Source organism: Mailhella massiliensis (assembly GCF_900155525.1).
GTDB classification, from domain to species: Bacteria; Desulfobacterota; Desulfovibrionia; order Desulfovibrionales; family Desulfovibrionaceae; genus Mailhella; species Mailhella massiliensis.
The window spans coordinates 299,970-325,640 of the sequence record NZ_LT706951.1 but is presented as its reverse complement, the minus strand read 5'-3'; the positions used below and the strand labels follow the sequence as shown (position 1 = coordinate 325,640).

The following is a 25,671-nucleotide window of genomic DNA, read 5'->3' as shown; positions in this document are numbered from 1 at the left end:
GGAGGCCTTTTTTCTCCATTTCGTCCGATGCGGCAATGCCGTACGCCTTCATCCTCCGTCCCGGACAGAACAGCGGACAGCCCCGGCCCGGAAACGTCTTTTCCGATTCCGGGCATACCGTTCTTGCGCCGTCTCAAGGCCTGCGTTTTGTTCCGTACCGGGCAGTCTTCCGACGCTCTCTTCCCCCGTGCGGGAACACGCAGTCTCCCGCCGGAACCAAGCAGAAACCATCAATACTCGCAGAAAAATTCCAGGCTCTCGCCTGCAAAGCCGATGCAGAAGGCATTGCGGAGATGAAACGTCCCCGCCTGCCTGCCACCGCCGCAGGTCTCCTCCTCCGCCAGAGCGCTTTCCGCCGGACGGGAAGGCGTGCAGCCGCAGGCCAGAGCGCGCTCCAGCATGGCATCCACGTCTTCCGGGCGGTCCACCTTCAGCGCGATATGGGCAAAAACGCCCGTTCCCGCGCCTTCGGCACCGAACACGATTTCAAGAATGCTGTTGCCGAAATCCAGCATGGTGATATGCCTTTCACCACGACGCCAGGTTCTCAGGAGCGGAAGCCCTATGACGTCTCTGTAAAAAGCCACCGTACGTTCGTACGTCTCCCTGTCCTGAATGGCCATGGCCACATGATGCAGCCCCTTGCACACGCTCATACCGACCTCCGCGCGTTTCATCCCTGAATATCAGATCCGGGAGCGCCCTCAGCATGAACGTTTTTCTCCCCGGACTTCACAACTATTTTCTGCCGTTTTCCACAAAGCACGCCACGCCGCCCCTTGCGAAGAAAACGGCTCGTGCGGTTTTCCTGCGCAGGCCGCGCTGCGCCGGTGCGCTCCGGCATCCCTCTGCCCTGCCGAAAGCTCAGCGCCTGGCCTCCATGACGGAACGGAAGGAATTGCGCTCATAATACTCATCCACATACGGGAGCTGTTCCTTCATGATCTCCACGCGGCGCGGCAGATAGGCGCTGTAGCTCTGGCGGGTGATGATCTCCGCCACGGGTTCGGCCAGAAGACGGCTCCGGTTCTCAAGCTCGAGCGCCTTCTCCAGCGTAGCGGCGGAACGGGCGCTGTTTTCCAGCTCATGCCAGTCGGTCGCGGCAAGATGGAGTGTGCGGCACATCACCTGCAGGGAATACAGATTGCCGTACACGTCGATATCCCTGTCGTCCTGCAGTATGAACAGTTGCGAATCCGCCCAGTTGTCCCAGGTGCGGCAGAAATAGTCCACGGAATCACGCAGCTGTTCCGGCGAGGAGATGCCGTTCATCACGCTCATCACGCCCTTCTCTATGGTGATGCGTGCGGCGTCCACATAACTTTTTTCCCAGTCCGCACCCGCAGGGGAGTATTGTTCCGCTCTCCCCGTCACGGAGGGAACAGGCGTTGCGCCGGAAGGAACGGCGGGTAAAAGAAGGCAGGCAAGAGCAAGACAGAAGGCGAAGCGTATTCTCATAAAACATCCGTTACCGGAAAAAGCGTTTTCCCTGTCCGGCCGGGCGACGGCCGACGTTCTTTCCGGCGGAGCCTCCTTTAGCCCCGTGAAGCGGAAGCAGGCAGGCCCTGCCGACAAGACTCCCCCGGGGGAAAGCCCTGAGGAAATGTGTATAGAAGGTATTTTTTTATAACGCAAATCACCGGCAACGACAAGACGCCGAGGCCCCGGCGGAACTCTCTTCCTGTACGCACAGAGGTATTTTTTTCCGAAAAGCGAAAGCCTGAGGCGGGCACGAGGGACGTTTTTCCGGGCTGCCGGCATACGGCAATCCGAGGCCCGGCGGACCGGCTTCCGCCATGGCTATCCCCCCATCCTCACATTGCCGGAGGCGGAAGCATGTGCCTCTGCACCGCGACGAAGCCCGTTTCCGTTCCGCCGCGGAAAAGCCCGGGCAAGGCAAAGAGCCAAGGGCCTGTTTTCCGACATGGTTTCCGAGACGCACAGCGCATCAGGGACGGTTCTTCCCACAAGTTCCGGGAACAGCAAATCCCGTGCCGCATGGCATCGGCAGGGAGGGAGCGCCCTTCGCCTCTCTCTTGACAGTACCCGGGCAGGCGACTTTAATACATCCGCCAAAAAGCTCCGGCGATACGACCATACAAAGGATATCCCATGCGCTTTCTCCCCTTGCACAGCATTGTTCTGGGCCTTCTCATACTGCCGCTTTCCGCCTGTACTCATACCGCTGTCCCGACGCCGCAGGACCCCGGCCGGATGGAAAGCTCTCTCGAAGGAGACACGTTTTCCTCCGCATCCTCGTGGCAAAAAACCTGGCGGCAGCTTTCCGTGAAACTTCAGAAAGACGGGCTGGATAAAAACTTCACCCGCGACGTGTTCGCCCGGCTCGACATGCCGCCTTCTCCCGTTCCCATGGGCATCAAGGTGAAGGAACTTTATACGAACGCCTTCATTCCCAGGCCCAAGGCCCGGCCTCCCAAGAGCTTTGAAACCAAACTCGGTATTCCCGGCCCGTGGTTCAAGGGGGTCGTCACCACAAAAAACGCGAAACTCTGCCGGGAATTCATGAACAAGCACGCCGTGGCCTTTGCCAGAGCGGAACTCAACTACGGCGTCCCCTCGGAAGTGGCGGCGGCCCTGCTTTTTGTGGAAACAAGACTCGGCGGCTATCTCGGCAAGCACAACGCCTTTTACATGCTCGCCAGCATGGCGGTGACAAGATCCCCGGAGGCCATTCCCGAATATACGGCAAAACTCGCGGGAGCGGATCAGCATCTGCCCTGGATACGCGGAAAAATGGAACTCAAGGCCGACTGGGCCTATAAGGAATTGAAGGCCCTGCTTGCCTACTGCCATGCCAACCGCATCGACCCTCTGAAGGTAAAAGGTTCCGTGTACGGGGCCATAGGTCTGTGCCAGTTCATGCCTTCCAATATCTCCCGCTACGGTGTGGACGGCAACGGCGACGGCATCATCGACCTCTTCCAGGTGGACGATGCCGTATCCAGCCTGAGCAACTATCTGCGCCGGAACGGGTGGAAAAGCGGCCTGAGCGTGCAGCGGCAGACCAGAGTGCTGCGAACCTACAACGCCATGGACATCTACGCCCATACCATTCTCGCGCTGGCAAAAACCATACGTCAGCTCCCGTAGCGGAGCGGAAGTCAGGACCACCCGTAAAACGGGTGGCTTGACCAGCCCTGTAAGGGCTTGTTACTTACTCGCGCCTTAAGGGCGCCGGCTTGAACTTCTCTAGGTTCAGGACTCATTAAATATAAAAGATGACAATGGCAGCGAGACAAATGGCCGAAAAGAACGTGTGTGCACAACGGTCATAACGCATGGCTATTCTGCGCCAATCCTTGAGTCGGTCGAACATGATTTCTATCTTGTGCCGCTGCTTATAAACCTCCTTGTCATAGACCACCGGGGTTTTCCGGCTGTGTCTGCCAGGAATGCACGGCGTGATTCCTTTGCGGGACAAAGCATGACGAAACCAGTCGGCATCATAGCCTCTATCCGCCAGAAGCTCCCTGGCCTGCGGCAGAGTATCAAGCAGGACAGCAGCGCCTTTGTAGTCGCTCACCTGACCGCCGGACAGATGGAAGGCCAACGGTTGACCGAAGGCATTGCAGACAGCGTGGAGTTTTGAATTCAGGCCGCCTTTTGTGCGTCCGATACATCGGGAAAGGCCCCTTTTTTCAGCAAACTTGCTGCTGTCCTGTGTGCCTTGAGATGTGTGGCATCAATCATCAAGCGTGTTGTGGAGCCGTTTTGCTCAACAAGCTCCGCAAAAATCCTGTTAAAGACACCCAATCGGCTCCAGCGGATAAAACGANGAACTCTTCCCTTTCAAATACCCCATGATCTGCGCCACGCTATACTTGGGCGGAATCTTGACGCACATATGAATATGGTCCACACACGCATTTGCTTCCACTATCTCTATTCCTTTGTATTCACACAGTTTTCTCAGAATTTCGCCGATCGTTCTGCGATACCTTCCGTATACCAGCTTGCGTCTGAATTTCGGAGCGAAAACGATGTGATACTTGCAGTTCCAACGGGTATGGTTTAAACTCTGGTCATTCATTATTGGGTTCCTTTGTGTATAGATTTCGAGTCGAGACAACTGGTTATCTCACAAAGGAACCCCTTTTTTAACTTATGTAAAGGCTTCGCCTTTTTGGAACTCCCCGCATAGCGGGGAGTTTTCAGTCTTAAAGTCAGGACCACCCGTAAAACGGGTGGCTTGACCAGCCCTGTAAGGGCTTGTTACTTACTCGCGCCTTAAGGGCGCCGGCTTGAACTTCTCTAGTCGGCGCCCTGCCTTTTTTTCAACAGTTCAAGCCCCCATGTACTTTGACTCGTAGCCTGCTCCTAAAGGAGCTTTCCCTGCTTTGGACTGAACGGATCCGTATATTCCCTGCACGTCCTCTTATCAAGCATGATATCTTCTCTATCCTGATCCCGTATATATTTCCTGATCGTTGCTTCGTTCAAACCTACTGTGCTGACGTAATATCCCACGCTCCAGAATCTCCGATTGCCATACCGGTATTTCAGCTGGGAAAATTTATCAAAAATCATCAGTGAACTTTTACCCTTTATATACCCCATAACCGACGATATCGCATACTTTGGCGGTATCATGACAAGCATATGCACATGGTCTATCATCATATGTCCCTCAATAATTTCGATTCCCTTGTAATTACAAAGCTGTCGTATTATTTTTCCTATTTCTTCACGGTATTGCCCGTAAATCACTTTTCTCCTATACTTCGGAGTGAAGACAATATGGTACCTACACAGCCATTTCGTATGTGCCAGATTTTGTTCTTTCGCCATAAAAAAACACCTTTTCGATGTGGACGGGAGCCTGAACAACTCCGTCTTATCGAAAAGGTGTTTTTTTAGGTATAACCATTTTGTGGTCCACCCGCTAAGCGGGTGGTTTTCTGTTTCGGTCGCTTCCGCTCCCTCAACTGCCTAAAGGCCTTAAACGAAAAGCCGCCGGAACAGTGTTCCGGCGGCTTTTTCTTTCCTGTTACGGGGATGAGCAGGCCCCTTCCCGGGGCACGCCTGTTACGCCCCGCCTTCCTTCTTTACTTCGGCAAAGGGACGAAGCACGGTCGACTCCGCCATAACCTTGCGGGCCGCGCCGTAAAGACGGTCCAGCGCACGGTCGACGATCATGCGTTCCTGCATGGCGGTGATGACGCCCGTTTCCCAGATGGTCTTGCGAAGGTCATCGTAGTTCTGCCCCGTACCTTTGGTCATGGCGCGTACGGCGTCTTCCGCCTCCTTTCCGCTCACGCTGATGCCCTCCCGCTGGGCCAGCGCCAGCAGGAAGGTATGGCCCTTGGCCTTCTTGCGGGCGAATTCCATGGCCTCGTCGTGCATGTGTTCCAGCGTCTCGCGGATGGTATCCTCATCGGCGTGCTGCTTCTTCAGATAATGTTCCGCATCGCGCAGATGTTCCCGGTAGAAGCGCTGCACCAGACTTTCAGGAAGGGGAAAGTCCAGCCGCGCAAGCTGCTCTTCCATGAGGCGGTGCTTGCCCTCGCGCTGAATCCGGCGCATGTGGGCGGCAAAGGTCTGCTGCCACACTTCCTGCTTCAGCTCGTCGAAGGTCTTGAAGCCCAGCTTCTGCGCCGTCTCGTCGGTCAGCGGGGGAAGCACTTCGCGCTGTATGCGGCGCAGCACCACGTCAAGCTGCACTTCGCGGCCGCGCAGCGTGGGATCGGGATAATTGTCCGGGCATATCATCACGCCCTGCCCTCTTTCGCCCACGTTCAGCGCGCGGACGATGGGGTCCATTTCCGGCACTTTTCCGCCGGGCTGCACGGGCAGAAGCTGCAGGCGGAAATTATCCGCCGTCATGCCCGGAAGCGCCTTGCCGTCCACCGTGCCGCGCACGTCCACGGTGAGCAGGTCATGATCCTGCGGCCTGCGGTCCGTCACTTCCTCATAGGTCGCCACACGGCGCAGGGCCTGATCGAGCATGGCGTTCAGCGCATCGTCGCCGGGGGCAGGGTCGGGCACCACCACGGAAAGCGACTCAAGGTCGGGCAGCTCCATCTCGGGCAGAACGTCGAAGGCGGAGGAGAAGGAAAACTCCCTGCCCTCCACGGCAGGCTGCCCGTGATACTGCGAAGGGCACAGGGGGCGGACGCCTTCCTTTTTAAGAATGTCCATCATGGTGTCGTCGGCAAGAATTTCCGTGGCATCGGCAGCCACGCGGGAGGCGAAGCGGCTCTTGATGACGTTGACGGGAATCTTGCCCACCCGGAACCCGGGAAGATTCATGCCCTTGCCTATGGCCTTCGCCGCACGGTCGAAAGCCTTCTTCACCTCATCGGCGGAACACGTCACCGTGAGCTTCACCGAGGTGGGAGAGTTTTTCTCTATGCTGTATTCCATACCAAGCTCCTCACGCAGAAAACATAACGATGATGGCAACGTAAAAGGGCACGCTGCCGGGCGCGCTTCTCGCGCGCTTTTTCCGCAACCGCGGCGGGCAGAAGCCGTTCCAAGGCCGTATGAGGCCCGGCAAAAGCCTTCCTCCCGGAGGAAACGCTTTCTCCACTCCTCCGGGCAACGGAAAAGCTACGGCCTGAGCACACGCGCAAGCAGCGCTTCCAGGGCACGCTCTTCCAGCATGGCGGCGCGCATTTCGTATATATCGCCCCCGCGGGCAAGACTGCGGGCATAGGATGCGGCATCCATGTTCTGCGCGGCGGCACGCCCGGCAAGCACTCTTTCCAGTTCCGCATCCCGCACTTCCAGGCCTTCTCCCCGCGCCCAGCCGAGCAGAAGCATACGCCTCACGGCTTTCTTCCGCGCCGTCTCTTCCGCTTCCTCCTTCATGAGGGCGAGAATTTCCCTGAGCTTGTCAGGGGACTCATAGCTGCTCTGCAGATACTGACGGGAACGGCGCATGGCTTCGCGACGACAATGCTCCACAAGGCAGGAAGGGGCCTCCACGCCTTCCCAGGCTTCCAGGCGCTCCATAAGTTCGCGCTTCGCCTCCATATGAAGGCGTGCTCCGCTCCTTTCCAGAGCCAGCTCATGGGCGGCGTTCTCCAGCGCTTCCACACCGGAAAAACCGAGACGGCGCGCCGTTTCCTCCGTCAGCGGAGGAAGTATTTCCCTTTCCACGGAACGGAGCGTCACGGTCAGTTCTATATCCCTGCCGCGCAGGGAGGGATCGGGATAGTTGTCCGGGCATACCGTCGTACCGGTACCGGTTTCGCCGATGCTCAGACTGCGGATCACGGGGTCCAGATCGGGCGCCTTTTCTCCCGGCATCAGCGGCATGAGACGCATACGGCAGGGGCCCGTATTCATGCCGGGCACCACACGGCCGTCGATACGGCCCGTCACGTCCGCCTGCACGATATCGCCGTCCTGCGGACGCCCTTCCTTCACCGGCACTCTTTCGGCCATGCGGCCGAGCATGTCCCTGAGGGCTGCGGCATCCTGTCCCGCATCGGCCGCAGGAATCCTTCCTTCAATCCGCAGGGAAGAAAAATCTGGAGTCTCCGCGTCGGGAAGTACGCCGAAGGAAACGCTGAACCTGAAATCCCGTCCCCGAAGAGCATTCTCCCCTTCATAGGTGAAGGCCGTGACGGGAAGCAGCCCTTCCGCAGAAAGGGCCTTCTTCACGCCGCGTCCGACCAGTGCGTCGGTGGTTTCCTCGGCAATCTGCCGCCCGAACTGCCGCTCCAGCACTTCCAGAGGGGCCCTGCCCGGCCGGAAGCCCGCCATGCGGAAGGAAGACGCAAAGGGTGCGGCGGCCTTCTTCCATTCGGCTGTCACGTCCGCGGCAGAAAAAAAGCAGGTGAGGCGGCAAGCTCCGCCTTCCCCTTTCTCCACATGATATTCCATATTAAAACCTGAACCATTCCTTTAAGGTTAATGGGCGGCCCGTTCACGTCCGGGCACGTTTTCGGCAACATTCTGCGAAAATCCCATGAGAAGTTCCGCATGTCCCGTCTTCTCTTCCACTCTTCGCCCCAGAACCGAAAGTCCATGTTTCTGGTAAAAGGCCACGGCCCGGGCGTTTTCCTCGTACACGCACAGGGAAAGATCGGGATGCATACGCCTTGCTATGCGCAGCAGGCGGCTGCCGAGCCCCGCCCCCTGAGCGCGGGGAGCCACGAAAAGCGCGGCGAGGTACGTATCCACAAAAGCAAGAAAGGCATCCACCTCTCCCGTTGCATCGTCGACATGCACGACGATCTCATCGCTCATGGGGAGGTACACCTCGCGCATGTCTGCGGCCGCCGCCTCCCAGTACGAGGGGGGAAGGAAGGAATGGGCCTGGCAGGACGCCTCCAGCCACAGCCGGACGACGGCGTTACTGTCATCACTGCAAAAAGGGCGTATCATACAGCCTCCCCGCGGATATTGTATCAGAACCCGGGGAATGGCAAGGTGCAGGAAGCGGCCGCGAATCGTACTTGCACTTGCCCCCGCCTCGTGTCATGCTGCGCTTTCAACCCTGTAAGAGGTATATGCCATGAATATCGCTGTATTTCAGGCGGCGGCCCTGGCCTTCGCCCTTATCCTTCCCCTGCACGCCTCCGCCATGCCCGGTATGCAGGGCGGCTCGCCTGCCCGCTCCTCCGACCCCGTGGAACGCTTCCATGCCATGGATACCGACAAAAGCGACACGCTGACGTGGGAAGAACTTTCCGCCGCAAGGCCCAATCTCAACCGCAACGCCTTCGATACCATCGACGCCGATCACAACGGCCTCATCTGCCTTGAGGAATGGAAGAACTTTTCCGCCGGACACGGCGCTTCCGCCAAGGCTCCCGACATGGAAGGCATGATGAAGGCCATGCGCGGCGCGGGCGATCATGTCTCCGCTCCCCGGGAAGGTATGCCCCTCGTCATGCCTCCGGCGCAGAAGAACGCTCCCTCCGGCGGTATGCCCCTGCTCGTCACGCCGCCCGCCCAGAAGAACTGAACAGACGCCTCACCTCCCGCCGGGAGCCGGAGCACGGCTTTCCGTCGTGCAGACACCGCGCTCCGCAACGCTCCGGCGCAGAATTCCGGCAACCTTTTCCACGCAAAGCCGAAAGCTTCCGGGCGGTACGCTCCGCCCGGAAGGGATATTCCCCGAGGAATGCATCATGAAGGATTCCACCATACTCACGCACGCCGGGCGCGCGCCTCTGCGCGTCGGCGGCCCCGTCAACATGCCGGTGCACCGCGCATCCACCATCGTTTCCCCCACGCTGGAGGAATTCGACGCCAATGAGGCGGGCGACGCCAAGTTCCGCAACGTCTGTTACGGCGCTCTGGGCACGGAAAACGCCTTCGCCCTGTGCGACGCCGTAAACCGCCTGGAACAGGGCGCAGGCTCCATGGTGACAAGCTCCGGCCTTGCCGCGTGCACGCAGTCGCTCCTTGCCTTTGTGGGCGCGGGCGACCATGTGCTCATGCCCGACAGCGTCTACGGTCCGCAGCGCATGTTCTGCGAAAGCATACTGCGCCGCTTCGGGGTGGAAACCACCTATTACGACCCGACCATCGGCGCAGGCATAGACGTGCTCATCAAGGCGAACACCCGCGTCGTATATACGGAAGCGCCGGGTTCCCTCACCTTTGAAATGCAGGACATTCCGGCCATAGTCCAGGCCGCGCACGCCCACGGAGCCGTGGTCATCATGGACAACACCTGGGCAGGCCCCCTCTACTTCAAGCCGCTGCTCGCGGGCGTGGACATCTGCGTGGAAGCGGCCACAAAATTCATCGCCGGACACTCCGACCTCGTCATGGGCATCATCACGGCCCGCACCAGAGAACTGTACCTCCGTATGCGCGCCTTCTGCGTGCAGATGGGGGAAATAGCCTCTCCCGACGACTGCTACCTCGCCCTGCGCGGCCTGCGTACCATGAAGGTACGCATGGAACGGCAGTTCGCCCAGGCTCTGGAACTGGCCCGCTGGCTGGAAACGCGGCCCGAAGTGCTTCAGGTGCTCTATCCTCCGCTGGAAAGCCATCCCGGCCATGCCCTCTGGGCACGCGACTTCACGGGGGGCGGCTCGCTCTTTTCCATCGTGCTGCCCAAAATGGAAAGAAAGGCGGTGGCGGCCATGCTCAACGGCTACAAGCTGTTCAGCATCGGCGCAAGCTGGGGCGGATACGACAGCCTCGTGGAACACTGTCACCCCGAACGCACCGCGCTGAACCGCATTGCCCCGGTGTGGAACGACGACAACTGCACCCTCGTGCGCTACGCCATAGGTCTGGAAGACGTGGAAGACCTGAAGGCCGATCTGGAGGAAGGGTTCGGGCGCCTTCGCGCCGCCCTTTCGTAAACAAAAGCGGGCCGGTCTTTGTACAAAGCGGAAGGCTCAGGCACAAAAAAGAGGAAAAGCGCCTTCCTTCCATTGACAAAGACAAGAACCGTTCCTATTTTTACCCAAACCCATTTCTTTTGGAGATATACATGATTCATCTTTCCGATGCTGCCCGGCAGGAACTTGAGGCCTTTTTCGCCGACAAGCCCAAAGCCGGCATCCGCGTCTATCTGGCCCCCGGCGGTTGAAGCGGCCCCCGTCTCGCCCTGGCTCTGGATGAGCCTACCGACAACGACAAGGCCTTTGAAGTCAACGGTTTCACCTTCTGTTTGGAATCTTCGCTGCTGGAACGCATCGGCGGCGTAAAAATCGACGTGAGCTATATGGGCTTCATCGTCGACCCGGAAATCCCGCTTCAGGGCGGGAGCAGCTGCGGTTCCTGCGGAAGCAGCTGCGGAAGCCACTGATACCGTAAGCTTCCAAGGTTTTCTGGGGAGTGATCCCCATATGACCTTTTACTCAACGGAGCACACTGTGTTTACTCTCACCGAAAGCGCCCGCACCGAACTCGACGCCTTTTTCGCCGACAAGGAAAAATCCGCCATCCGTCTGTACCTCGCTCCCGGCGGGTGCAGCGGTCCCCGTATCGGCCTTGCTCTCGACGAACCCAACGAACAGGATTTCGTCACCGAGCAGGATGGTTATACCTTCTGCGCGACCAAGGAACTGTGGGCTACCATAGGCGGAGCCACGGTCGATGCCAGCCCCATGGGCTTCCTCGTCACCCCTGAAATCCCCCTGCCCAGCATGGGCGGCTGCGGCTGCTCCAGCTGCGGCACCGGCACCTGCGGCGGCGGTTGCCACCACTGATGCCGCAGGCGGAGCCGCTCTTCCGGTAAAACCGTAAGCGGCTGCGCGTCACCTTCCGCGGGGGAAGATCCCGCATGACGGGCCGCCGTGCGCAAGCATGGCGGCCTTTCCCTTTTCCCTCGGCACCCCGTGCCGAGGTTCTCCGCACAAAAGCGCCCCACCCGGAACCTGCGCCGCAGGGAATGCGGATACGGCGAAAGACGATGCTTTCCATGCCGGTGACGTTCCGGCGGAAAGGCCGCTTCAAGGAACAGGTATGTACGAATTCTGGAAAATGACTCCGGGCGGAAACCCCACCATACTTCTGCGGGCCGAAGACTTCCCGCAGCCGCTTCGCGTTCCGGCGGCGGGCGCGGTCATGGACGGGCAGCATATCGGAGCGGAACAGGTGGGCTATGTACGCCTTTCGGAAAAGCCCCGGCTGGACATGATGGGCGGAGAGTTCTGCCTCAATGCCACACGTTCCTTCGCCGTGCTGCTTGCCGTGCAAAACCTTCTTTCCCGGAAAGGCGACGTATGCGAAGGCAAGGTGGAAGTTTCCGGCGTACCGGGCGACGTGGCCGTGCGCGTGCTCTTCGGGGAAAACTCCCTGCCCTTTGCCGAAGCCTGCCTGCACTTTTCCTCCCTGCCCGAGCCGGAGTTTTTTCCCGGAGGTCTGCGCCTCATCCGGGTGCCCGGCATAGCCCACATCGTACAGGAAGGCCCCTTTCCCCCGGAACAGGAGCTGCCCCTCTTCTGCCGCCGGCAGCGCGAGGCGTGCGGCGTTTCCCACGAGGAGGCCGTGGGGCATCTGTGGGTTTCGCCCCTGAACGATGATCCCGCAGGAGCCGATCTCCGCCCCGTGGTATGGGTACGCGATACCGCCACCCTCTGCCGTGAAAGCGCCTGCGGCTCGGGTACGCTGGCCTGCGCCCTGAACCTGCACCACGCGTTCGGCCTCACGCGCTGCGCCATTCGTCAGCCCAGCGGCTGTACCCTTACCGTACGCATGGAACAAGGCCACGAAGGATGGGATGTCTGGGTGGGCGGCCCGGTACGCATGACCGCGCACGGGGAAACCGATCTCACCGGTCTGCTTCCTCCCGTGCCCGCACTTCCCTGACGAAGGGAACTCTTTTCCCTTGCCAAGCGGCACAGGATGATTAGAGTTAAACCATCCTGTTCACAAAGCCATCCTGAGAGGGTTTTCCCCATGCTTTGCCCCAACTGCCACGCCGCCATTCCCGACGACAGCACCTCCTGCCCCAGCTGCGGTCAGCCCGTCATCCGTACCCGTGAAATCGTGGATGCGGAACTCATGGACGGCCCCGGCCGGGAACAGCGCGGCAATTTCCACCAGCGCGTGGTCTTCATGCAGTCCCACTCCAGTCAGATTCTGCCCTCCTGTCAGATGGGCATCATCACCCTTGCCCTGGCCTTTGCCATGGGGCTGAAGTTCGGCCTCCTGGCCTGCATAGGCTTTCTGGTCTTCGCGGGTATCGCGCGCGTCATCACCTTTGCCGTCAACATACAGCTCATGATGATGGGCCGTTCCATCAATCCCCTGATTCTCCAGATCGTTTCCTGGTTCTGCTGCTGGAGCCTTGTCGCCTGGCTGGCTTCCTGACCGACCTCATCCCTCAGGCGGTTCTTTCGCCTCTCTTCCCGGATGTTCTTCCGGCAGCGCAGTCTCTGCCGGGAGATTCTTTCTCCCTGCGCCCCTGCGCCCACTTTTCTCCTTCAGGTGTTCCATGACGCTTTCTCCGTCCCTGTCCTCTCCTTCTCAGGCCGAATATGTTTTTCTCGACCTCGACGGCACGCTGACCGACCCTTCGGAAGGCATTACCCGGGGCGTCATGTACGCGCTGGAGCGCTTCGGCATTCATGAGAAGGATCCGCGCAGGCTCTATCCCTTCATCGGGCCGCCTCTCTATGATTCCTTCATGCGCCACTACGGTTTCGACCTCGACACGGCCTACAAGGCCATCGAGTACTTTCAGGAATACTACGGGCAGCAGGGCATGTATGAAAACGTGCCCTACCCGGGAATGAGGGATCTGCTTCATTCCTGGCGGGACGAAGGGCGCAGGCTCATACTCGCCACTTCCAAGCCGGAAGTCTTCGCCGTGCGTATTCTGGAGCGCTTCGACATGAACGGAGCCTTTCTGCTCATGGCCGGGGGCGACGTGGAAGAAAAGCGCGTGGAAAAGCATCTCGTCATCGAGTATGCCATGGAAAGACTCGGCCTCAGCCATACCGGGGGCTGCCTCATGATAGGCGACCGCAAGTTCGACGTGCTCGGCGCGGGGCGGCACGGCATCCCCACGCTCGGGGTACTGTACGGTTTCGGAAGCCGTGAAGAACTCACCGAAGCCGGGGCCTCCTGGCTTGCCGGCTCGGTGGAGGAACTCAGAACGCTCATGCGGCGCTGAAGCTATTCCATTTTTTCCATGCGGACGACAGCGCCGTCTTCCACGGCGGAAAGATATTCCATGCCCGATTCCACGCGCCCCAGGGGCACAAGCCCGCTGGAGTGCCGGAAATCGCGGTAGAACACCGCAAGGTTGCCCCACGGCGCATAGTAGGTGAAGCTTCCCTCCTCAGGATCGCAGCTTGCCGGTGACTGCCGCGTATCCAGCTTTTCCGGCAGATAGGCGATTTTTTCCGTGCCGTTGAAATCCTCGAACGTCACGGTCAGAGGAAGCATCTCCACGAATCGACGGCCTGCGGGATGATTGTCCAGCAAAACCACCGCCTCATGTTCCCCGAAGCTCAGGCGTACCCTCTGCCCGGTCTCTTCTCCTGCCACGGCATGACCGCAGCATCCCATGAGCATGGCCACGGACAATATCAGTATTCCTTTTTTCATCGCATCCTCCCTGCGCGGCTGAACGGCCGCGCTTTTTCTTTCCCGTCAACCGGGAATGCAGCGTGTCGCTCCGTCGGGGGCCTTCGCCTTTTCTCTCCCCGGACGGGCGCATATCCGGGCCGCCCAGAACAGAAGGAAGAACATGGCCCCGTAGTCCAGCAACAAAGATGCCGTTCCATCCTGCCCGCCCCAGGCCAGAAAAGTGCTCTGCATGGTCAGCACATATGCCATATCCCGACGGGGGAAGGCACAGGCGCCGAACAGCGCCGCAGCCGCACAGACAAAAAAGAACAATGCGCGCAGAGCGGCTCCCCCGCCCCGCCATGGGGGAAGAGGCACGCGGCGGCCGTACAGCCCGGCATGAAACGCCGCAAGAAAAAAGGCCCAGTGCGCGGAAAACACATGCAGCGTTCGTGAAAAAAGGCCGCCCTCCAGCCCGAGAAAGGAAAACACCGTCCGGGAAACAGGGACGGCGCTCACCAGCGCACCGGCAAAAGCCAGACAGAGAGAAGCGTTGAGAACGAGCCGCAGCGCACGGGACAAGGAATACCGCCCGCCCGGAACCGCCGAAAACCAGTGCCGGTTCAGCCGCACATGCCGCGCGGCCAGACACGCAAGCCCCAGCCCCAGCCATTCGTGCACGACGTTTCCCGTTTCACGACCGGCCATGAGCAGAAGAAAGACCGCCGCCATCACGCCATCGAGCACGAGTCTCCCCGTTTTTTTCATGGCATTTCTCCTTACGCCGGGTCCGCGCCGACACACTCCTGCACACGGAACCCGATCTGAAGGAAGAATACGCGCGCCTGCCCGTATTCATGAAGATACGCTTCTCGCAAATTCTTGCCCGATTCTTCCGCATCGGACAAAAAAAACGACGTATGCCTGCAACGCATATACTCCAGAGAAAAAACGGCGTATGCTTTCGGCAGGCAAGGCCGCGCCTGTGAGCCGTGTACGGCACGCTCCTGTATCTGCGGCGGGAAAGGGGCCCCAAACATTTCGGCTCATCGTATGCCACTCACGACAGGAGACCGCATGGCCAGAGCGCACATTCCCGGAGCGGAAACACCTCTCGTCATTTCCGCAAGCCGCGCCACGGATATTCCCGCCTTCCACGGCGCATGGTTCATGGGGCGGCTGAACGCCGGTTTCTGCCGCCGGAAAAATCCCTTCAATCCCGGTCAGGAAAGTCTCATTTCCTTTGAAAAAACATGTGCTTTCGTCTTCTGGAGCAAAAATCCGGCCCCTTTTCTGGAAAACCTCGACGCCATACGCTCCGCAGGCTTTGCCTTTTACTTCCAGTTCACGCTCAACGATTACGAAAAAGAAGGTCTGGAGCCGCATCTTCCCCCGATGCGCGTCCGCCTCGACACCTTTAAACGTCTGGCCGACAGACTCGGGCCTCACCGCGTCATCTGGCGATTCGACCCCATCATTCTGGGAGGAGGACTCCACGAAGCGGAAATTCTGGACCGCGTGGACCGCATGGGCCGCACCCTCTCGCCGTTTACGGAAAAACTGGTCTTCAGCTTTGTGGATATGTACCGTAAGACGGCAAGAAACCTGCACGCGCTTCATCCCGGATTCCGCGCCCCTTCGGAAGAGGAAATATGCCGTCTCGCGCAGGGCATGGCGTCGATGAACCGCTCCTGGCCGCATCCGCTCACCCTTGCCGCCTGCGCCGAAAACACGGACCTTCACAACTTCGGCATACGCAAAAACGCCTGTGTCGACGCCTTCCTCCTGTCCCGGCTCTGCCCCGACAACGAAGCGCTGCAGCAGGCGCTGCATCCGAAACCATCTCCGCTCTCCCTGCTTCCCCAGGAAAAGGCTCCCAGAGACAAAGGCCAGCGCAAAGCCTGCGGCTGCTTCCCCAGCAAGGATATAGGAGCCTACGATACCTGTCCGCATCTTTGCGCCTACTGCTATGCCGACCGTTCGGAACGTCTGGTGCGGAAAAACATGGCCCGGTGCCTGTTCATGCCCGAGACACGGGAAGCCCTGTTATAACGAACCGTTGGGAAAGGCCCTTGCTCTCCCGACGCCCTTGACGCCCGCCTCCCGGGCAGAGAGCGGACGCGCGGAACATCCGGGCACAGCTCGGCCTGCGCCCCGCCTTCAAGACGAAACATCTTTCCGTGCCTGCCCCCCAGGAAGCGACGGAAACGTCTGCCGCACGGCGCTTTCCTTCCTCCGTACAGAAGTCAGACCGGTCCCTCATGTACGCAGCCGGCCCTGCCTCTGCCCGCCCCGGAGACACGTTCCCGCATCGTTGCGGAAAAGACCGGGTACGAAAAAAGGCGGCTCCCCGAAAGAAGCCGCCTTTTTCCTCCCTCACGGGACTACTTCTCAATGGTTTCCATGGTAAGGTGCGTATTGGTGAACACGCAGATATCGGCAGCAATGGCCATGGATTCCTTCACGATCTGCGAAGGCGTCATCTGCGTGTGGCGCAGCAGCGCCCGGGCGGCGGAAAGAGCGTAGGCTCCGCCGGAACCAATGGCGGCCACGCCGTCGTCGGGTTCTATGACATCGCCCGTACCGGTAAGAATAAGCGTGCGGTCGGCATCGGCCACCAGCAGCAGCGCTTCCAGCTTGCGCAGAAATTTATCCTGCCTCCAGTCCTTGGCCATTTCCACGGCGGCGCGCAGAAGGTTGCCGCCCGATTCCTCAAGTTTGGCCTCGAAGCGTTCAAAAAGCGTGAAGGCGTCGGCCGTGGCCCCGGCGAAACCCGCCAGCACCTGCCCCCTGTACAGACGGCGAACCTTGCGGGCCGTATGCTTCATCACCATGGTCTGCCCCATGGTCACCTGCCCGTCGCCGCCGATGGCAACGCCGTGTTCATTGCGTACGGCCAGAATGGTCGTTCCTCTCAGTTCCATATCATCTCCTGCCTGAAAGCGGATGAAAGTTCAACAACATCACGAAAGTCCGGCATGGATGCCCGTTACCGGGCTTCCTTCATGATTTTGGCACGCGCCGCAGCCTTTTCCTCATAGGTTTTTACGGCCTTTTTCTCTTCGGGGCTGCGGGCTGCGGATTTTGCCTTTTCCAGCCAGTTGTCCGCACGGCGCTGCTCGTTGCCGTACAGCGCCGCGTAGGCAAGGTGCAGGTATCCTTCGCAGAGTCTGTTCACGGCTCCGAGAGACCTGCCGTAATAGGTATGCACCTCGCTGTCTTCCGGCACATGGCGCAGCACCTCGCGGTAGCGCCGCTGCGCCCCGGCCCTGTCGCCGGAATCGTCCAGAAGACGGGCATAGAAGAATTCCGCGTAATAATCGCCGGGGGCAATACGGAGCGACTGTTCCAGGTAGCGGCGGGCGCGGCCCATGTCCCCGCCCTTGGTGTATTCGAAAATGCCCGCCTCACGCAGCACGAGCGCATCCTTCGGGGCAAGTTTCAACGCCGAGGAAAACAGCGTTTCGGCATCCTTGATGCGGTTCTGACGGGCCGCAAGCATGGCCCTGCCCATGAGGCTGACGGGGTCCCTGTCCCCGCCTCTGGCAAAAATCTGCTCCGCATGACCGGCATCGCCATGGCGTGCCCAGAGCAGCGCCTGCACGCGGCGGAAGCGGCTGTCGTCATCCTTGCGGTTCTTCAGTTCAGGCGACATGCTCTGTATGTCGGCCCTGAGCTTCGCAAGTCTGACGTTCAGATCAGGGTGCGTGGAAAGATAGGCGGGCATGGCGGAACCTCCGCCCCAGTCCTGGGAACGAAGCACCTCGAACGCGCCGCCCAGTCCCTGCGGGTTGTAGCCCGCATCCACCAGATATTTAAGGCCGAAACGGTCGGCGTCGTCCTCATCCAGACGGCTGTAATTCAGCATGGCCGCAGAACCTGCTGCCATGCTTCCCACCATGGCGGCGCCGCCCGCGCTGCCGCCCCCGGCGATTCCCGCCGCCACGCCAGCAACCATGCCGAGAAGGGAAGCCATGGATATGGCGCGCCCTCTTTCCATGCGCCCGGCGATATGCCGCTGCGTCACATGGGCCACTTCGTGGGAGAGCACGCCCGCCAGCTCCGATTCATGATTCAGATGCATGATGAGACCTGAAAACACGAATACGAAGCCGCCGGGCGCGGCAAAGGCATTCAGGGAATTGTGCAGCACCACGTTGGCCGGGAACTTGTAGGGCTGAGGAGGCAGCGGCTTGACGATGCGGTCCACCACGCCCTGCACATAATCACGCACCACGGGATCTTCTATGATGGGCATGGTCGACTTGACCAGGACTTCGAATTCCCGGCCCATCTTCATTTCATCCTGAAGAGTGAAATCACCGAAAAGTCCCGCCGCGGCGGGAGAAGGCGAAAGCAGCATACCCGCCATGCACACGGCGGCAATCAGGGAACGAACTCGCATCGCATGTTTTCCCGGCCTCTCCGGCCCGTCAGGCGATATCCCACACCGCTCCGGCGGGAGTATCGCGCACTTCTATGCCCATGGCCGCAAGCGCATCACGCGTGGCGTCGGAACGCGCGAAGTCCCTGGCGGCACGGGCCTCGGCCCTCTCCGCCATAAGGGCGCGCACCCTTTCCATGTCGATGCCCGCACGTTCGGCACGGGTATCGCGCAGCGCCTCAAGGAACGCGGAGGGTTCCGCCCCGAACACGCCGAGCACGTCGGCCCAGGCGCGGGAAAGTCTGTCGAAGCGCTCCAGCAGGTCGCGGATGCCTTCCTTGTTGCGCAGGGCCTTGTCTTCGAGAATACGGTTGATGAGACGCACCATGCCGAAAACATGCCCCAGGGCTCCGGCGGTGTTGAGGTCGTCGTCCATGGCTTCAAAAAAGCCCTTTTCCAGCGGTTCGAACTCATCGAGCACGGAAGCGGGAACCTCGCCCTTCTTCCATGAGGCGCGTCCCTGCGCCTGCCTTGCATCGCGCAGGCATTCGTACACGCGCTTCAGAGCGCGTTCCGCCTCGTCCAGCCCTTCGAAGCTGAAGTCTATGGGACTGCGGTAATGCTTGCCCAGCAGGAAGAAGCGCAGCGTTTCCGGCTGGCGATGTTCCAGAATGTCGCGGATGGTCTTGAAGTTGTTGAGCGACTTGGACATCTTTTCGGAATTGATCTGCACAAAGCCGTTGTGCACCCAGAAGCGGGCAAGTTCCCTGCCGGTGGAAGCTTCGCTCTGCGCTATTTCGTTTTCGTGATGGGGGAAGATGAGATCCTGCCCGCCGCCGTGAATGTCGAGAGGCAGATCAAGGTTCTTCTTGCTCATGGCCGAACATTCCAGATGCCAGCCCGGACGACCCTTGCCCCACGGGCTTTCCCAGAAGGGTTCGCCGGGCTTGGCGGCCTTCCACAGGGCAAAATCCAGCGGATCTTCCTTTTCCTCGCCTATGGCGATGCGCGCGCCGGAACGCAGATCATCCACGTCCCTGCCGGAAAGCTTGCCGTAGCCCTTGAAGGAACGCACGCGGAAATACACGTCGCCCGAAGGCACGGCGTAGGCGTGGCCGCCCTCGATGAGGGTCTGAATAAGTTCCTGCATGTCGCCGATGTATTCGGTGGCGCGCGGCTCGATATCGGCACGGCGCACGTTCAGCCTGTCCATATCCTCATGGAAGGCGGCGATGTAGGTTTCGGCTATTTCGGTGCTGCTCTTCCCCTCACGGGCGGCGCGGGCGATGATTTTGTCGTCCACGTCGGTGAAGTTGCGGACGAAGGTCACATCGTAGCCGAGATACCGCAGATAGCGGTTCAATACGTCGAACACGACGGCGGAACGGGCATGGCCTATGTGGCTGAGGTCATACGCCGTGATGCCGCAGGCGTACATGCCCACCCTGCCGGGATTGAGAGGCTCGAAATTTTCCTTGCGGCGGGTCATGGAATTATAAAGCTGCATGAAATTCTCCCATTATGCGGGCTTATTGCGGCCTTCCCCGCAGAGAAGGCCCTCTCCGGGGCGTTGCCTCGCTCCGGCGTTATCCGATCCGGTCAGCGCAAGAAGGCGTTACGGAAAACCGCATCCGGCCTTGCGCTCTTCCCTGCTCCGGCGGGGAGGGGAAAAGCGTCCGGCTTTTCCCCCGCCTGTCCTTCAGGAGAGGGGCTTCCGCAGCCGGTTCTGAGACGGCCGCGGTGTTTTCCCGTATTAAATAAGCAGTCATCCGGTCCCGTCCAGAGTTCGGACAGGGCCGGATGCATGAAAAAGGCGTTTTCTTCCGGCCGCGAAGCGCCGAACGGCGAAAAGCCGTCGCGCCTTTTTCCCGAAGAAGTCACGGGAAAGCGACGCGGCCGCTGCGCCCGCGCGGCTCCTATGCTGCACGGGCGCGGGTTCGTCTAGTTCGCAGCGCGGGCGATGCGCTTCAGGCTCTCCTCACGGCCCAGGGCCGCCATGACATCATGCACGGAGGGGCCGCCGGCAAGACCGGTAAGCGCGGAACGCAGAGGCGGCCCCACCTGCTTGAACTTGAGTCCGCCCTTCTCCACATATTCATGCAGCAGCGTATCCAGAGCTTCGGCGCTGAATTCGGGCATGTCGGCGATCATGTCGTGCAGCACGGAAAGCTGATGCTTGCCGTCTTCATTCAGGGCCTTCATGGCCTTCTCTTCAATCACCAGCTCTTCGGCGGGCTTGAAGTAGATGGTCAGAGCCTGGGCAAGCGCGGCAAGGTCGGAAGCGCGTTCCACATACATGGGAAGAAGCGCCTCTATCTTCTCGGCGGGCACGTCGTATCCCAGCTTTTCGAGGAAGGGGCGCACCATGGCGGCAAGCTGGGGGAAGGGAGTGTTGCGCAGGTAGTGGGCGTTCAGCCACTTCAGCTTTTCCGGGTCGAAGGCGGCGGGGGAGCTGTTCAGGTTGTTGCCGTCGAAAAGCTCCACGAGTTCCTTGAGGGAGAAGATTTCCTGGTCGCCGTGAGACCAGCCGAGACGCACCAGATAGTTGACCAGCGCCTGGGGAAGAAGGCCGTCCTGCTCGTATTCGATGACGGCGCGGGCGCCGTGACGCTTGGAAAGCTTCTGATGATCGGGACCGCAGATCATGGGCACATGGCCGAAGGTGGGCACCTCGAAGCCGAAGGCGTTGTAGAGCAGAATCTGCTTGGGCGTGTTGGAAACATGGTCGTCGCCGCGGAGCACATGGGTCACGCCCATGTCATGGTCGTCCACCACCACGGCGAGGTTGTAGGTGGGCATACCGTCGGTACGGCGGAGCACCATGTCGTCAAGTTCGGAAACATCCACGGAAATGGTGCCCTTCACCATGTCGTTGAACACGATGCGGCCCTCGTCGGGCACGCGCAGGCGCACCACGCGGCCGGGACCTGCGGTAAGGCCTCTGTCGCGGCACTTGCCGTTGTAGCGGGGCTTTTCCCCTCTGGCGCGGGCCACTTCACGCATGGCTTCCACTTCTTCGGGCGTGCAGTCGCACCAGTAGGCATGACCGGTTTCCAGAAGCCTGTCGATATAGGCGTTGTAGATGTCGAGGCGCTTGCTCTGATAGGTCAGGTCGCCGTCCCAGTCCAGGCCCAGCCACTTCATGGAGGCGAGAATGGAATCGGTGTATTCCTGTTTCGAGCGCGTGGCGTCGGTATCTTCGATACGCAGGCGGAACTCGCCGCCGAAGTGGCGGGCGAGCAGCCAGCAGAAAATGGCGGTACGGCCACCGCCGATGTGCAGATGGCCGGTGGGGCTGGGAGCGAATCTCGTAACGATTTTCATGAAGCTCATCCAAAAAAGATCAGAAGGTTATGTAAAAGGAAGCCGGAGAGGCCGAAACTTCCGCCGCTTCCGTTGGCGCAGACATATTACTCCGCATCCGCCTTGATGACAAGCCGGCTTTTCTTCAGAAAGCCTACCGGGTTATAAGTTTCCTTGGCCTGACGCAGGCCGAGTTCGCCCATATCCTGCTCTCTGTTGATGAGGGAAACCCCCTGCGCGGAATGGTTGACGAAGGAATGGTTGATGGCCTGATACACGCCTTTGAGCTCCGCCTGCACCTTTTCAAAGTGCACGACCATCATGTCGCCCACTCTTTCTCCCACGGCGAAGGCGCCTATTCTGTCCTCCACATACAGCGCGCCGCCCACCAGCCCGGGCAGGCGGTTCCAGTTGCCCACCACGCGGAAAATGGCCGCGTTCTCCGCCTGAAGCGAAGGGCTGTTCTCGCAGTCCCGCCATTTGCACCACTCTTCCTGAAGCTGCAGCACATGCTCTATGCCGTCGGGGTTGGAAGCGTCGCCGAGAGGCCGGTAGTCCTCGCCGTAGCGGCGATGATATCCGTTGACGTGCGTCTTTTTCTTGTGGAACTTCGACCCGGGAAGTTCGGCAAGTTCGTCGCGGTCGTACAGGTATTCCCACTGATCGCGGTCTTCCGTCGCCTCCACACGGCCGGGAAGCGCCGCGGAAAGCGCCGCGGAAAGCTTCTCCGGCGCGCGGATGATCTCCACGCCCGAACGTATTTCCGGCTGCGCGGCCCAGTCCGCAGCCTTCCAGTTCCCCACGGGAGCCCAGTAACGGACATACGGCTTCGTCTGGCATATCCAGCAGAGATTTTCGCGCAGGGAAAGCCCCAGCCCGAAATACTCCGCCCAGCCCCAGAGATTGGTGAAGGTCAGATCCGCCGTCGGTTCCGGCGTGAGATCGAAGCGGCGGCGGTAATCGTCGTAAAGGTCAAGAGTAAGCGGAACATATCCGGCAGGCAGGTTCATGCCTTCTCCTTATGCTTGGTATGGGGAGGATGCGCGCCCATGGCGAAACGTGCCCAGTCCTTGCGGAAAAACACCCAGACCATAACGGAGGTCTGAATGGCCATGGAAAGAAACATGGCCATGTACACGCCGCAGGCGTCGTGGAAAACAAGGTGGGAAAGCCCCCAGCCGAAAGGCAGGCGCACAAGCCAGATGCTCGCGGTGTTGACGATGAGCGGGTATATGGTGGCCCCGGCCCCGTTCATCACCCCGTGCAGCACCAGCCCGGACACGGTAAAGGGCACCACCAGCACGTTGAAGAAAAGATAATGCACGATCTGCGTCTGAACAGCGCTTTCCGTGGAAAAAAACGCGGCGAGATCGGGAATGAAGGGCCACATGCACGCTGCCACGGAACTCATGGAAACGCCGGAAAGGAAAAAAAGCGCCAGGCCGATGCGTCTGGCTCCGGCCTTGTCCCCGGCGCCCAGGGCGTTGCCCACGAGGATGGAAGCCGTGACCATGAAGGCGTTGGCGGGCATGTACAGCAGCGATTCTATGCGGTTGCCCGCGGTAAGCCCGGCAAGAGCCTCCACACCGTCCGGCAACGATGCGGTGATGGCATACATGACGAGATAGCCCGTATGCCACAGAAGGCTGTTGCCGCAGGCCGGCACCGCCACCTTGACGAGGTAGGGAAGTCCCCCGTGCAGCCAGCGCAGGGGAGGCAGAACATGACGGCCGAGCAGCCTGCCCTTCTTCAGGAAAAACAGGGTGAGCACGGCGGCGAGCGTATTGGCGCTGAAGGTGGACCAGGCTATGCCCGCCATGCCCATGGCCGGGAAGCCCAGCCAGCCCAGGCCGAAGCACAGATCGCCGAACACGTTGAGCACACAGGTGGCCACGGCCACCAGAAGCGGAGCAATGACCTGCCTTGCCGCGCGAAAAAGCGTGCCGCCCACCTGCATGACGTAGAAGGAAGGCAGGCCCACGAGCATGACGCGCACCATGTAGTCCGTTGCAGGCACAAGTTCGGGCGGCGTCTGAAGCACGAAGAGCACCGCTCCGCGGAAGCATCCCGTCAGAGCGGCAAGCGCCACGGCCACGACCACGCAGCTTGCCAGTACGAGCCCCACATAGTTCTGCGCGCGCGTAAAACGCCCCGCCCCCATGGACTGACTCACCGCGGCCATTCCCCCCGCGCCGAGGGCCCAGCCGAACACCATGAGAAATACCTGAATCTGAAAGGATATGCCTACGGCGGCCTGCACGTCGGAAGAAACGCGCCCGGCGGCCCAGATATCCGTGAGGTTCACGATGATGCTGCAAAGCAGCATCATCATCTGCGGCCAGACAAGCCCCCAGATGATGCCGAAAGGCACGTCGCGAAGCCATGTTTCCAGACGACGGGAGAACAGAAAACGAGAAAGCAATGCTGACATGGGCAGAACTTGGGGCGAGGGTATGCCCCGGCAAAAGGCCCGCACAAGGCTCCTGCCGGGATTGTCGTTGTTGACGCCGTACCGGAAAAAGCGTTCTTCCTCTCTGAAAACGCCCATTCCGTACCGGAAGAAAGCGAGACATGCCGGAAGGTCAGGAGCCCCTTGCCGGAAAACGCCTGCCGTGCGCGCTTGCGCCTTCTCGGAGAAGCCGGGGAGAAAAAGGGCCGCGCAAGGCGGCCCCTCTTTTTCCTGCACCGCGCATCACGGAAGGCGGACAGTCTGGAGAAACGGCGTGAGGACTACTCTTCCGGTTCCGTTACGAAAAGCGCCGTCAAATCTTCCAGCGTTTCGCGGCGGCGGATGAGTCTGGCCCTGCCGTCCGCTCCGATGAGCACTTCCGCAGGCCTTGTACGCTGATTGTAGGTGGAGGCCATCACCCAGCCGTAGGCTCCCGCATCCAGCATGGCGATGACATCGCCCTGCTCCACCTCGGGAAGCCGGCGATCCCTGGCGAGAATGTCGCCGGATTCGCAGATATTGCCCACAATGGTCTGCTCCATGGTTTCCGTGCCGGGCCTGCCGTTTTCACGGTAGATTTCCACATCGTGGAAGGCATCGTACAGCATGGGGCGGGCGAGCACGGTAAAGCCGATGTCGGTCCCCACGAAGCGGTGAGGGCCGTTGTTCTTCACCGCATGTACGGTGCCGAGCACCACGCCGCATTCGGCCACCACATAACGGCCGGGCTCGATGAAGAAACGCCCCTTGTAGCCCGCGGCGGCGGACCATTCCGCCAGGCGGCCGTGGATGGCGCGCCCGAGGGCCTCCATATCCATGCGCTTCTGCCCTTCGTACTTATGGTAGGGCATACCGAAGCCGCCGCCGAAATCGATGATGTCCAGAGGATACCCCAGCTCAAGCAGCTTTTCCGCCATGGAAAGCAGAATGTTCATGGCGGCAAGATACGGCCCCTCCTCCATGAAGAGCGAACCGATATGCTGGTTCACGCCCACAAACTGCAGATGGTACTTTTCCACGATGGCGCGCACTTCGGGCAGCATGTCGGGGTCCACGCCGAACTTGGTCTTCTTGCCGCCGGTCACCACCTTGTCGCTGTGGCCCGCACCGATGCCGGGATTGAAGCGTACCATGACGCGGCCGCCGGGGCAGGTGCGGCCGAAAAGTTCCAGCTGGGAAAGGGAATCCACGCTGACCACGCAGCCGTGATCGGCGGCATTCTTCAGCTCTTCGGCGCTGACGTTGTTGCAGACGTAGGTGATCTCGTCGGCAGTGAAGCCCGCGAGACTGTTGATATGAAGTTCGCCGGGGCTCATGGCGTCCGCCACGCAGCCTTCGGAACGGATGATGCGAAGCAGCGCGGGGTTGGTATTGGCCTTGGCGGAATAGTTCACATGAAAGCCGGGAAGGCTGCAGAGCCCTGTAAGATCGCGGCAGCGGGCGCGCAGGATGTTTTCATTATACACATACAGGGGAGAGCCGAAGCGGGAGACCAGTTCGCGGGGGTCTTCCTGCCCGTAAAAATTCACGCTGTCGGTATAGGTGGATCGTACGTTTGCCATGTTCTCTTTTGTTCCTT

24 protein-coding genes and 2 pseudogenes are annotated in these 25,671 nt (G+C 60.2%); 9 read left to right on the top strand and 17 right to left on the bottom strand.

Features of this window, described 5'->3' with window-relative positions:
• Nucleotides 1–230: 230 nt before the first annotated feature.
• Nucleotides 231–656, bottom strand: coding sequence for a VOC family protein (locus tag CZ345_RS06995; RefSeq protein ID WP_077072455.1), 426 nt, complete (start codon nucleotides 654–656; stop codon nucleotides 231–233).
• A gap of 208 nt (nucleotides 657–864) precedes the next feature.
• Nucleotides 865–1,458, bottom strand: a complete 594-nt coding sequence (locus tag CZ345_RS06990) for a hypothetical protein (protein WP_077072454.1) — start codon at nucleotides 1,456–1,458, stop codon at nucleotides 865–867.
• A gap of 654 nt (nucleotides 1,459–2,112) precedes the next feature.
• On the opposite strand from CZ345_RS06990, the gene CZ345_RS06985 reads away from it, so the two are divergent.
• Nucleotides 2,113–3,111 carry a lytic murein transglycosylase gene (locus CZ345_RS06985; protein WP_077072453.1) on the top strand — a complete coding sequence of 333 codons (999 nt, stop codon included), beginning with the start codon at nucleotides 2,113–2,115 and terminating at the stop codon, nucleotides 3,109–3,111.
• Nucleotides 3,112–3,226: 115 nt separating this feature from the next.
• Here CZ345_RS06985 and CZ345_RS06980 read toward each other — a convergent pair.
• The 6 genes and pseudogenes from CZ345_RS06980 to CZ345_RS06950 all read right to left on the bottom strand — a co-directional run.
• A pseudogene (locus CZ345_RS06980) lies at nucleotides 3,227–3,795 on the bottom strand (IS5 family transposase); the annotation flags it as partial.
• A gap of 4 nt (nucleotides 3,796–3,799) precedes the next feature.
• Nucleotides 3,800–4,051: pseudogene (gene tnpA / locus CZ345_RS06970) on the bottom strand (IS200/IS605 family transposase); the annotation flags it as partial.
• A gap of 287 nt (nucleotides 4,052–4,338) precedes the next feature.
• Nucleotides 4,339–4,809 carry an IS200/IS605 family transposase gene (gene tnpA / locus CZ345_RS06965; RefSeq protein ID WP_077072450.1) on the bottom strand — a complete coding sequence of 157 codons (471 nt, stop codon included), beginning with the start codon at nucleotides 4,807–4,809 and terminating at the stop codon, nucleotides 4,339–4,341.
• 237 nt (nucleotides 4,810–5,046) lie between these two features.
• Nucleotides 5,047–6,384: a trigger factor gene (gene tig, locus CZ345_RS06960; RefSeq protein WP_077072449.1), complete on the bottom strand. Its 1,338-nt coding sequence runs from the start codon at nucleotides 6,382–6,384 to the stop codon at nucleotides 5,047–5,049.
• A 186-nt stretch (nucleotides 6,385–6,570) separates the two neighbouring features.
• Nucleotides 6,571–7,851, bottom strand: coding sequence for a trigger factor (tig, locus tag CZ345_RS06955; protein WP_077072448.1), 1,281 nt, complete (start codon nucleotides 7,849–7,851; stop codon nucleotides 6,571–6,573).
• Nucleotides 7,852–7,878: 27 nt separating this feature from the next.
• On the bottom strand, nucleotides 7,879–8,355 hold the full coding sequence (locus CZ345_RS06950; protein ID WP_077072447.1) for a GNAT family N-acetyltransferase: 477 nt from the start codon (nucleotides 8,353–8,355) through the stop codon (nucleotides 7,879–7,881).
• A 130-nt stretch (nucleotides 8,356–8,485) separates the two neighbouring features.
• On the opposite strand from CZ345_RS06950, the gene CZ345_RS06945 reads away from it, so the two are divergent.
• The 7 genes from CZ345_RS06945 to CZ345_RS06915 all read left to right on the top strand — a co-directional run bounded on the left by CZ345_RS06945 (nucleotide 8,486) and on the right by CZ345_RS06915 (nucleotide 13,558).
• Nucleotides 8,486–8,938, top strand: coding sequence for an EF-hand domain-containing protein (locus tag CZ345_RS06945; RefSeq protein WP_083717200.1), 453 nt, complete (start codon nucleotides 8,486–8,488; stop codon nucleotides 8,936–8,938).
• Between the two features lie 166 nt (nucleotides 8,939–9,104).
• A complete protein-coding gene (gene metC, locus CZ345_RS06940) occupies nucleotides 9,105–10,295 on the top strand; it encodes a cystathionine beta-lyase (protein ID WP_077072446.1) in 1,191 nt (396 codons plus the stop codon).
• Between the two features lie 131 nt (nucleotides 10,296–10,426).
• Entirely contained in the window at nucleotides 10,427–10,744 is a 318-nt protein-coding gene (locus CZ345_RS06935) for an IscA/HesB family protein (RefSeq protein WP_083717198.1), read from the top strand.
• Between the two features lie 67 nt (nucleotides 10,745–10,811).
• Nucleotides 10,812–11,147, top strand: coding sequence for an IscA/HesB family protein (locus tag CZ345_RS06930; RefSeq protein ID WP_077072445.1), 336 nt, complete (start codon nucleotides 10,812–10,814; stop codon nucleotides 11,145–11,147).
• A gap of 256 nt (nucleotides 11,148–11,403) precedes the next feature.
• Complete coding sequence (locus tag CZ345_RS06925; RefSeq protein ID WP_077072444.1) at nucleotides 11,404–12,249, top strand: histidine racemase CntK family protein; 846 nt, start codon at nucleotides 11,404–11,406, stop codon at nucleotides 12,247–12,249.
• Nucleotides 12,250–12,339: 90 nt separating this feature from the next.
• Nucleotides 12,340–12,753 carry a zinc ribbon domain-containing protein gene (locus tag CZ345_RS06920; protein WP_077072443.1) on the top strand — a complete coding sequence of 138 codons (414 nt, stop codon included), beginning with the start codon at nucleotides 12,340–12,342 and terminating at the stop codon, nucleotides 12,751–12,753.
• A gap of 124 nt (nucleotides 12,754–12,877) precedes the next feature.
• Nucleotides 12,878–13,558, top strand: a complete 681-nt coding sequence (locus CZ345_RS06915; RefSeq protein WP_077072442.1) for an HAD hydrolase-like protein — start codon at nucleotides 12,878–12,880, stop codon at nucleotides 13,556–13,558.
• A 2-nt stretch (nucleotides 13,559–13,560) separates the two neighbouring features.
• Here the strand turns inward: CZ345_RS06915 and CZ345_RS06910 are convergent, their stop codons facing one another.
• The gene (locus tag CZ345_RS06910; protein ID WP_077072441.1) at nucleotides 13,561–13,995 is read right to left on the bottom strand and encodes a cyclophilin-like fold protein; all 435 of its coding nucleotides are present in this window, start codon (nucleotides 13,993–13,995) and stop codon (nucleotides 13,561–13,563) included.
• 45 nt (nucleotides 13,996–14,040) lie between these two features.
• Entirely contained in the window at nucleotides 14,041–14,724 is a 684-nt protein-coding gene (locus CZ345_RS06905; protein WP_077072440.1) for a DUF4405 domain-containing protein, read from the bottom strand.
• Between the two features lie 309 nt (nucleotides 14,725–15,033).
• Between CZ345_RS06905 and CZ345_RS06895 the strand changes: the two genes are divergently transcribed.
• Complete coding sequence (locus CZ345_RS06895; RefSeq protein WP_239446636.1) at nucleotides 15,034–16,008, top strand: DUF1848 domain-containing protein; 975 nt, start codon at nucleotides 15,034–15,036, stop codon at nucleotides 16,006–16,008.
• A 332-nt stretch (nucleotides 16,009–16,340) separates the two neighbouring features.
• Here CZ345_RS06895 and hslV read toward each other — a convergent pair whose 3' ends face one another.
• From hslV to lysA, 7 genes are all read right to left on the bottom strand, one after another.
• The gene (hslV, locus tag CZ345_RS06890) at nucleotides 16,341–16,880 is read right to left on the bottom strand and encodes an ATP-dependent protease subunit HslV (protein ID WP_077072437.1); all 540 of its coding nucleotides are present in this window, start codon (nucleotides 16,878–16,880) and stop codon (nucleotides 16,341–16,343) included.
• Between the two features lie 65 nt (nucleotides 16,881–16,945).
• Nucleotides 16,946–18,361, bottom strand: a complete 1,416-nt coding sequence (locus CZ345_RS06885; protein WP_077072436.1) for a M48 family metallopeptidase — start codon at nucleotides 18,359–18,361, stop codon at nucleotides 16,946–16,948.
• Between the two features lie 28 nt (nucleotides 18,362–18,389).
• The gene (cysS, locus tag CZ345_RS06880; RefSeq protein WP_077072435.1) at nucleotides 18,390–19,847 is read right to left on the bottom strand and encodes a cysteine--tRNA ligase; all 1,458 of its coding nucleotides are present in this window, start codon (nucleotides 19,845–19,847) and stop codon (nucleotides 18,390–18,392) included.
• A 434-nt stretch (nucleotides 19,848–20,281) separates the two neighbouring features.
• A complete protein-coding gene (gene gltX, locus CZ345_RS06870) occupies nucleotides 20,282–21,673 on the bottom strand; it encodes a glutamate--tRNA ligase (RefSeq protein WP_475717181.1) in 1,392 nt (463 codons plus the stop codon).
• Nucleotides 21,674–21,750: 77 nt separating this feature from the next.
• On the bottom strand, nucleotides 21,751–22,653 hold the full coding sequence (locus CZ345_RS06865) for a DUF2156 domain-containing protein (protein ID WP_077072433.1): 903 nt from the start codon (nucleotides 22,651–22,653) through the stop codon (nucleotides 21,751–21,753).
• Nucleotides 22,650–24,074: an MATE family efflux transporter gene (locus CZ345_RS06860; protein ID WP_162274945.1), complete on the bottom strand. Its 1,425-nt coding sequence runs from the start codon at nucleotides 24,072–24,074 to the stop codon at nucleotides 22,650–22,652. Before CZ345_RS06860 ends, CZ345_RS06865 begins: the two co-directional genes overlap by 4 nt.
• A gap of 299 nt (nucleotides 24,075–24,373) precedes the next feature.
• Nucleotides 24,374–25,654, bottom strand: coding sequence for a diaminopimelate decarboxylase (lysA, locus tag CZ345_RS06855; protein ID WP_077072432.1), 1,281 nt, complete (start codon nucleotides 25,652–25,654; stop codon nucleotides 24,374–24,376).
• Between the last annotated feature and the right edge of the window lie 17 nt (nucleotides 25,655–25,671).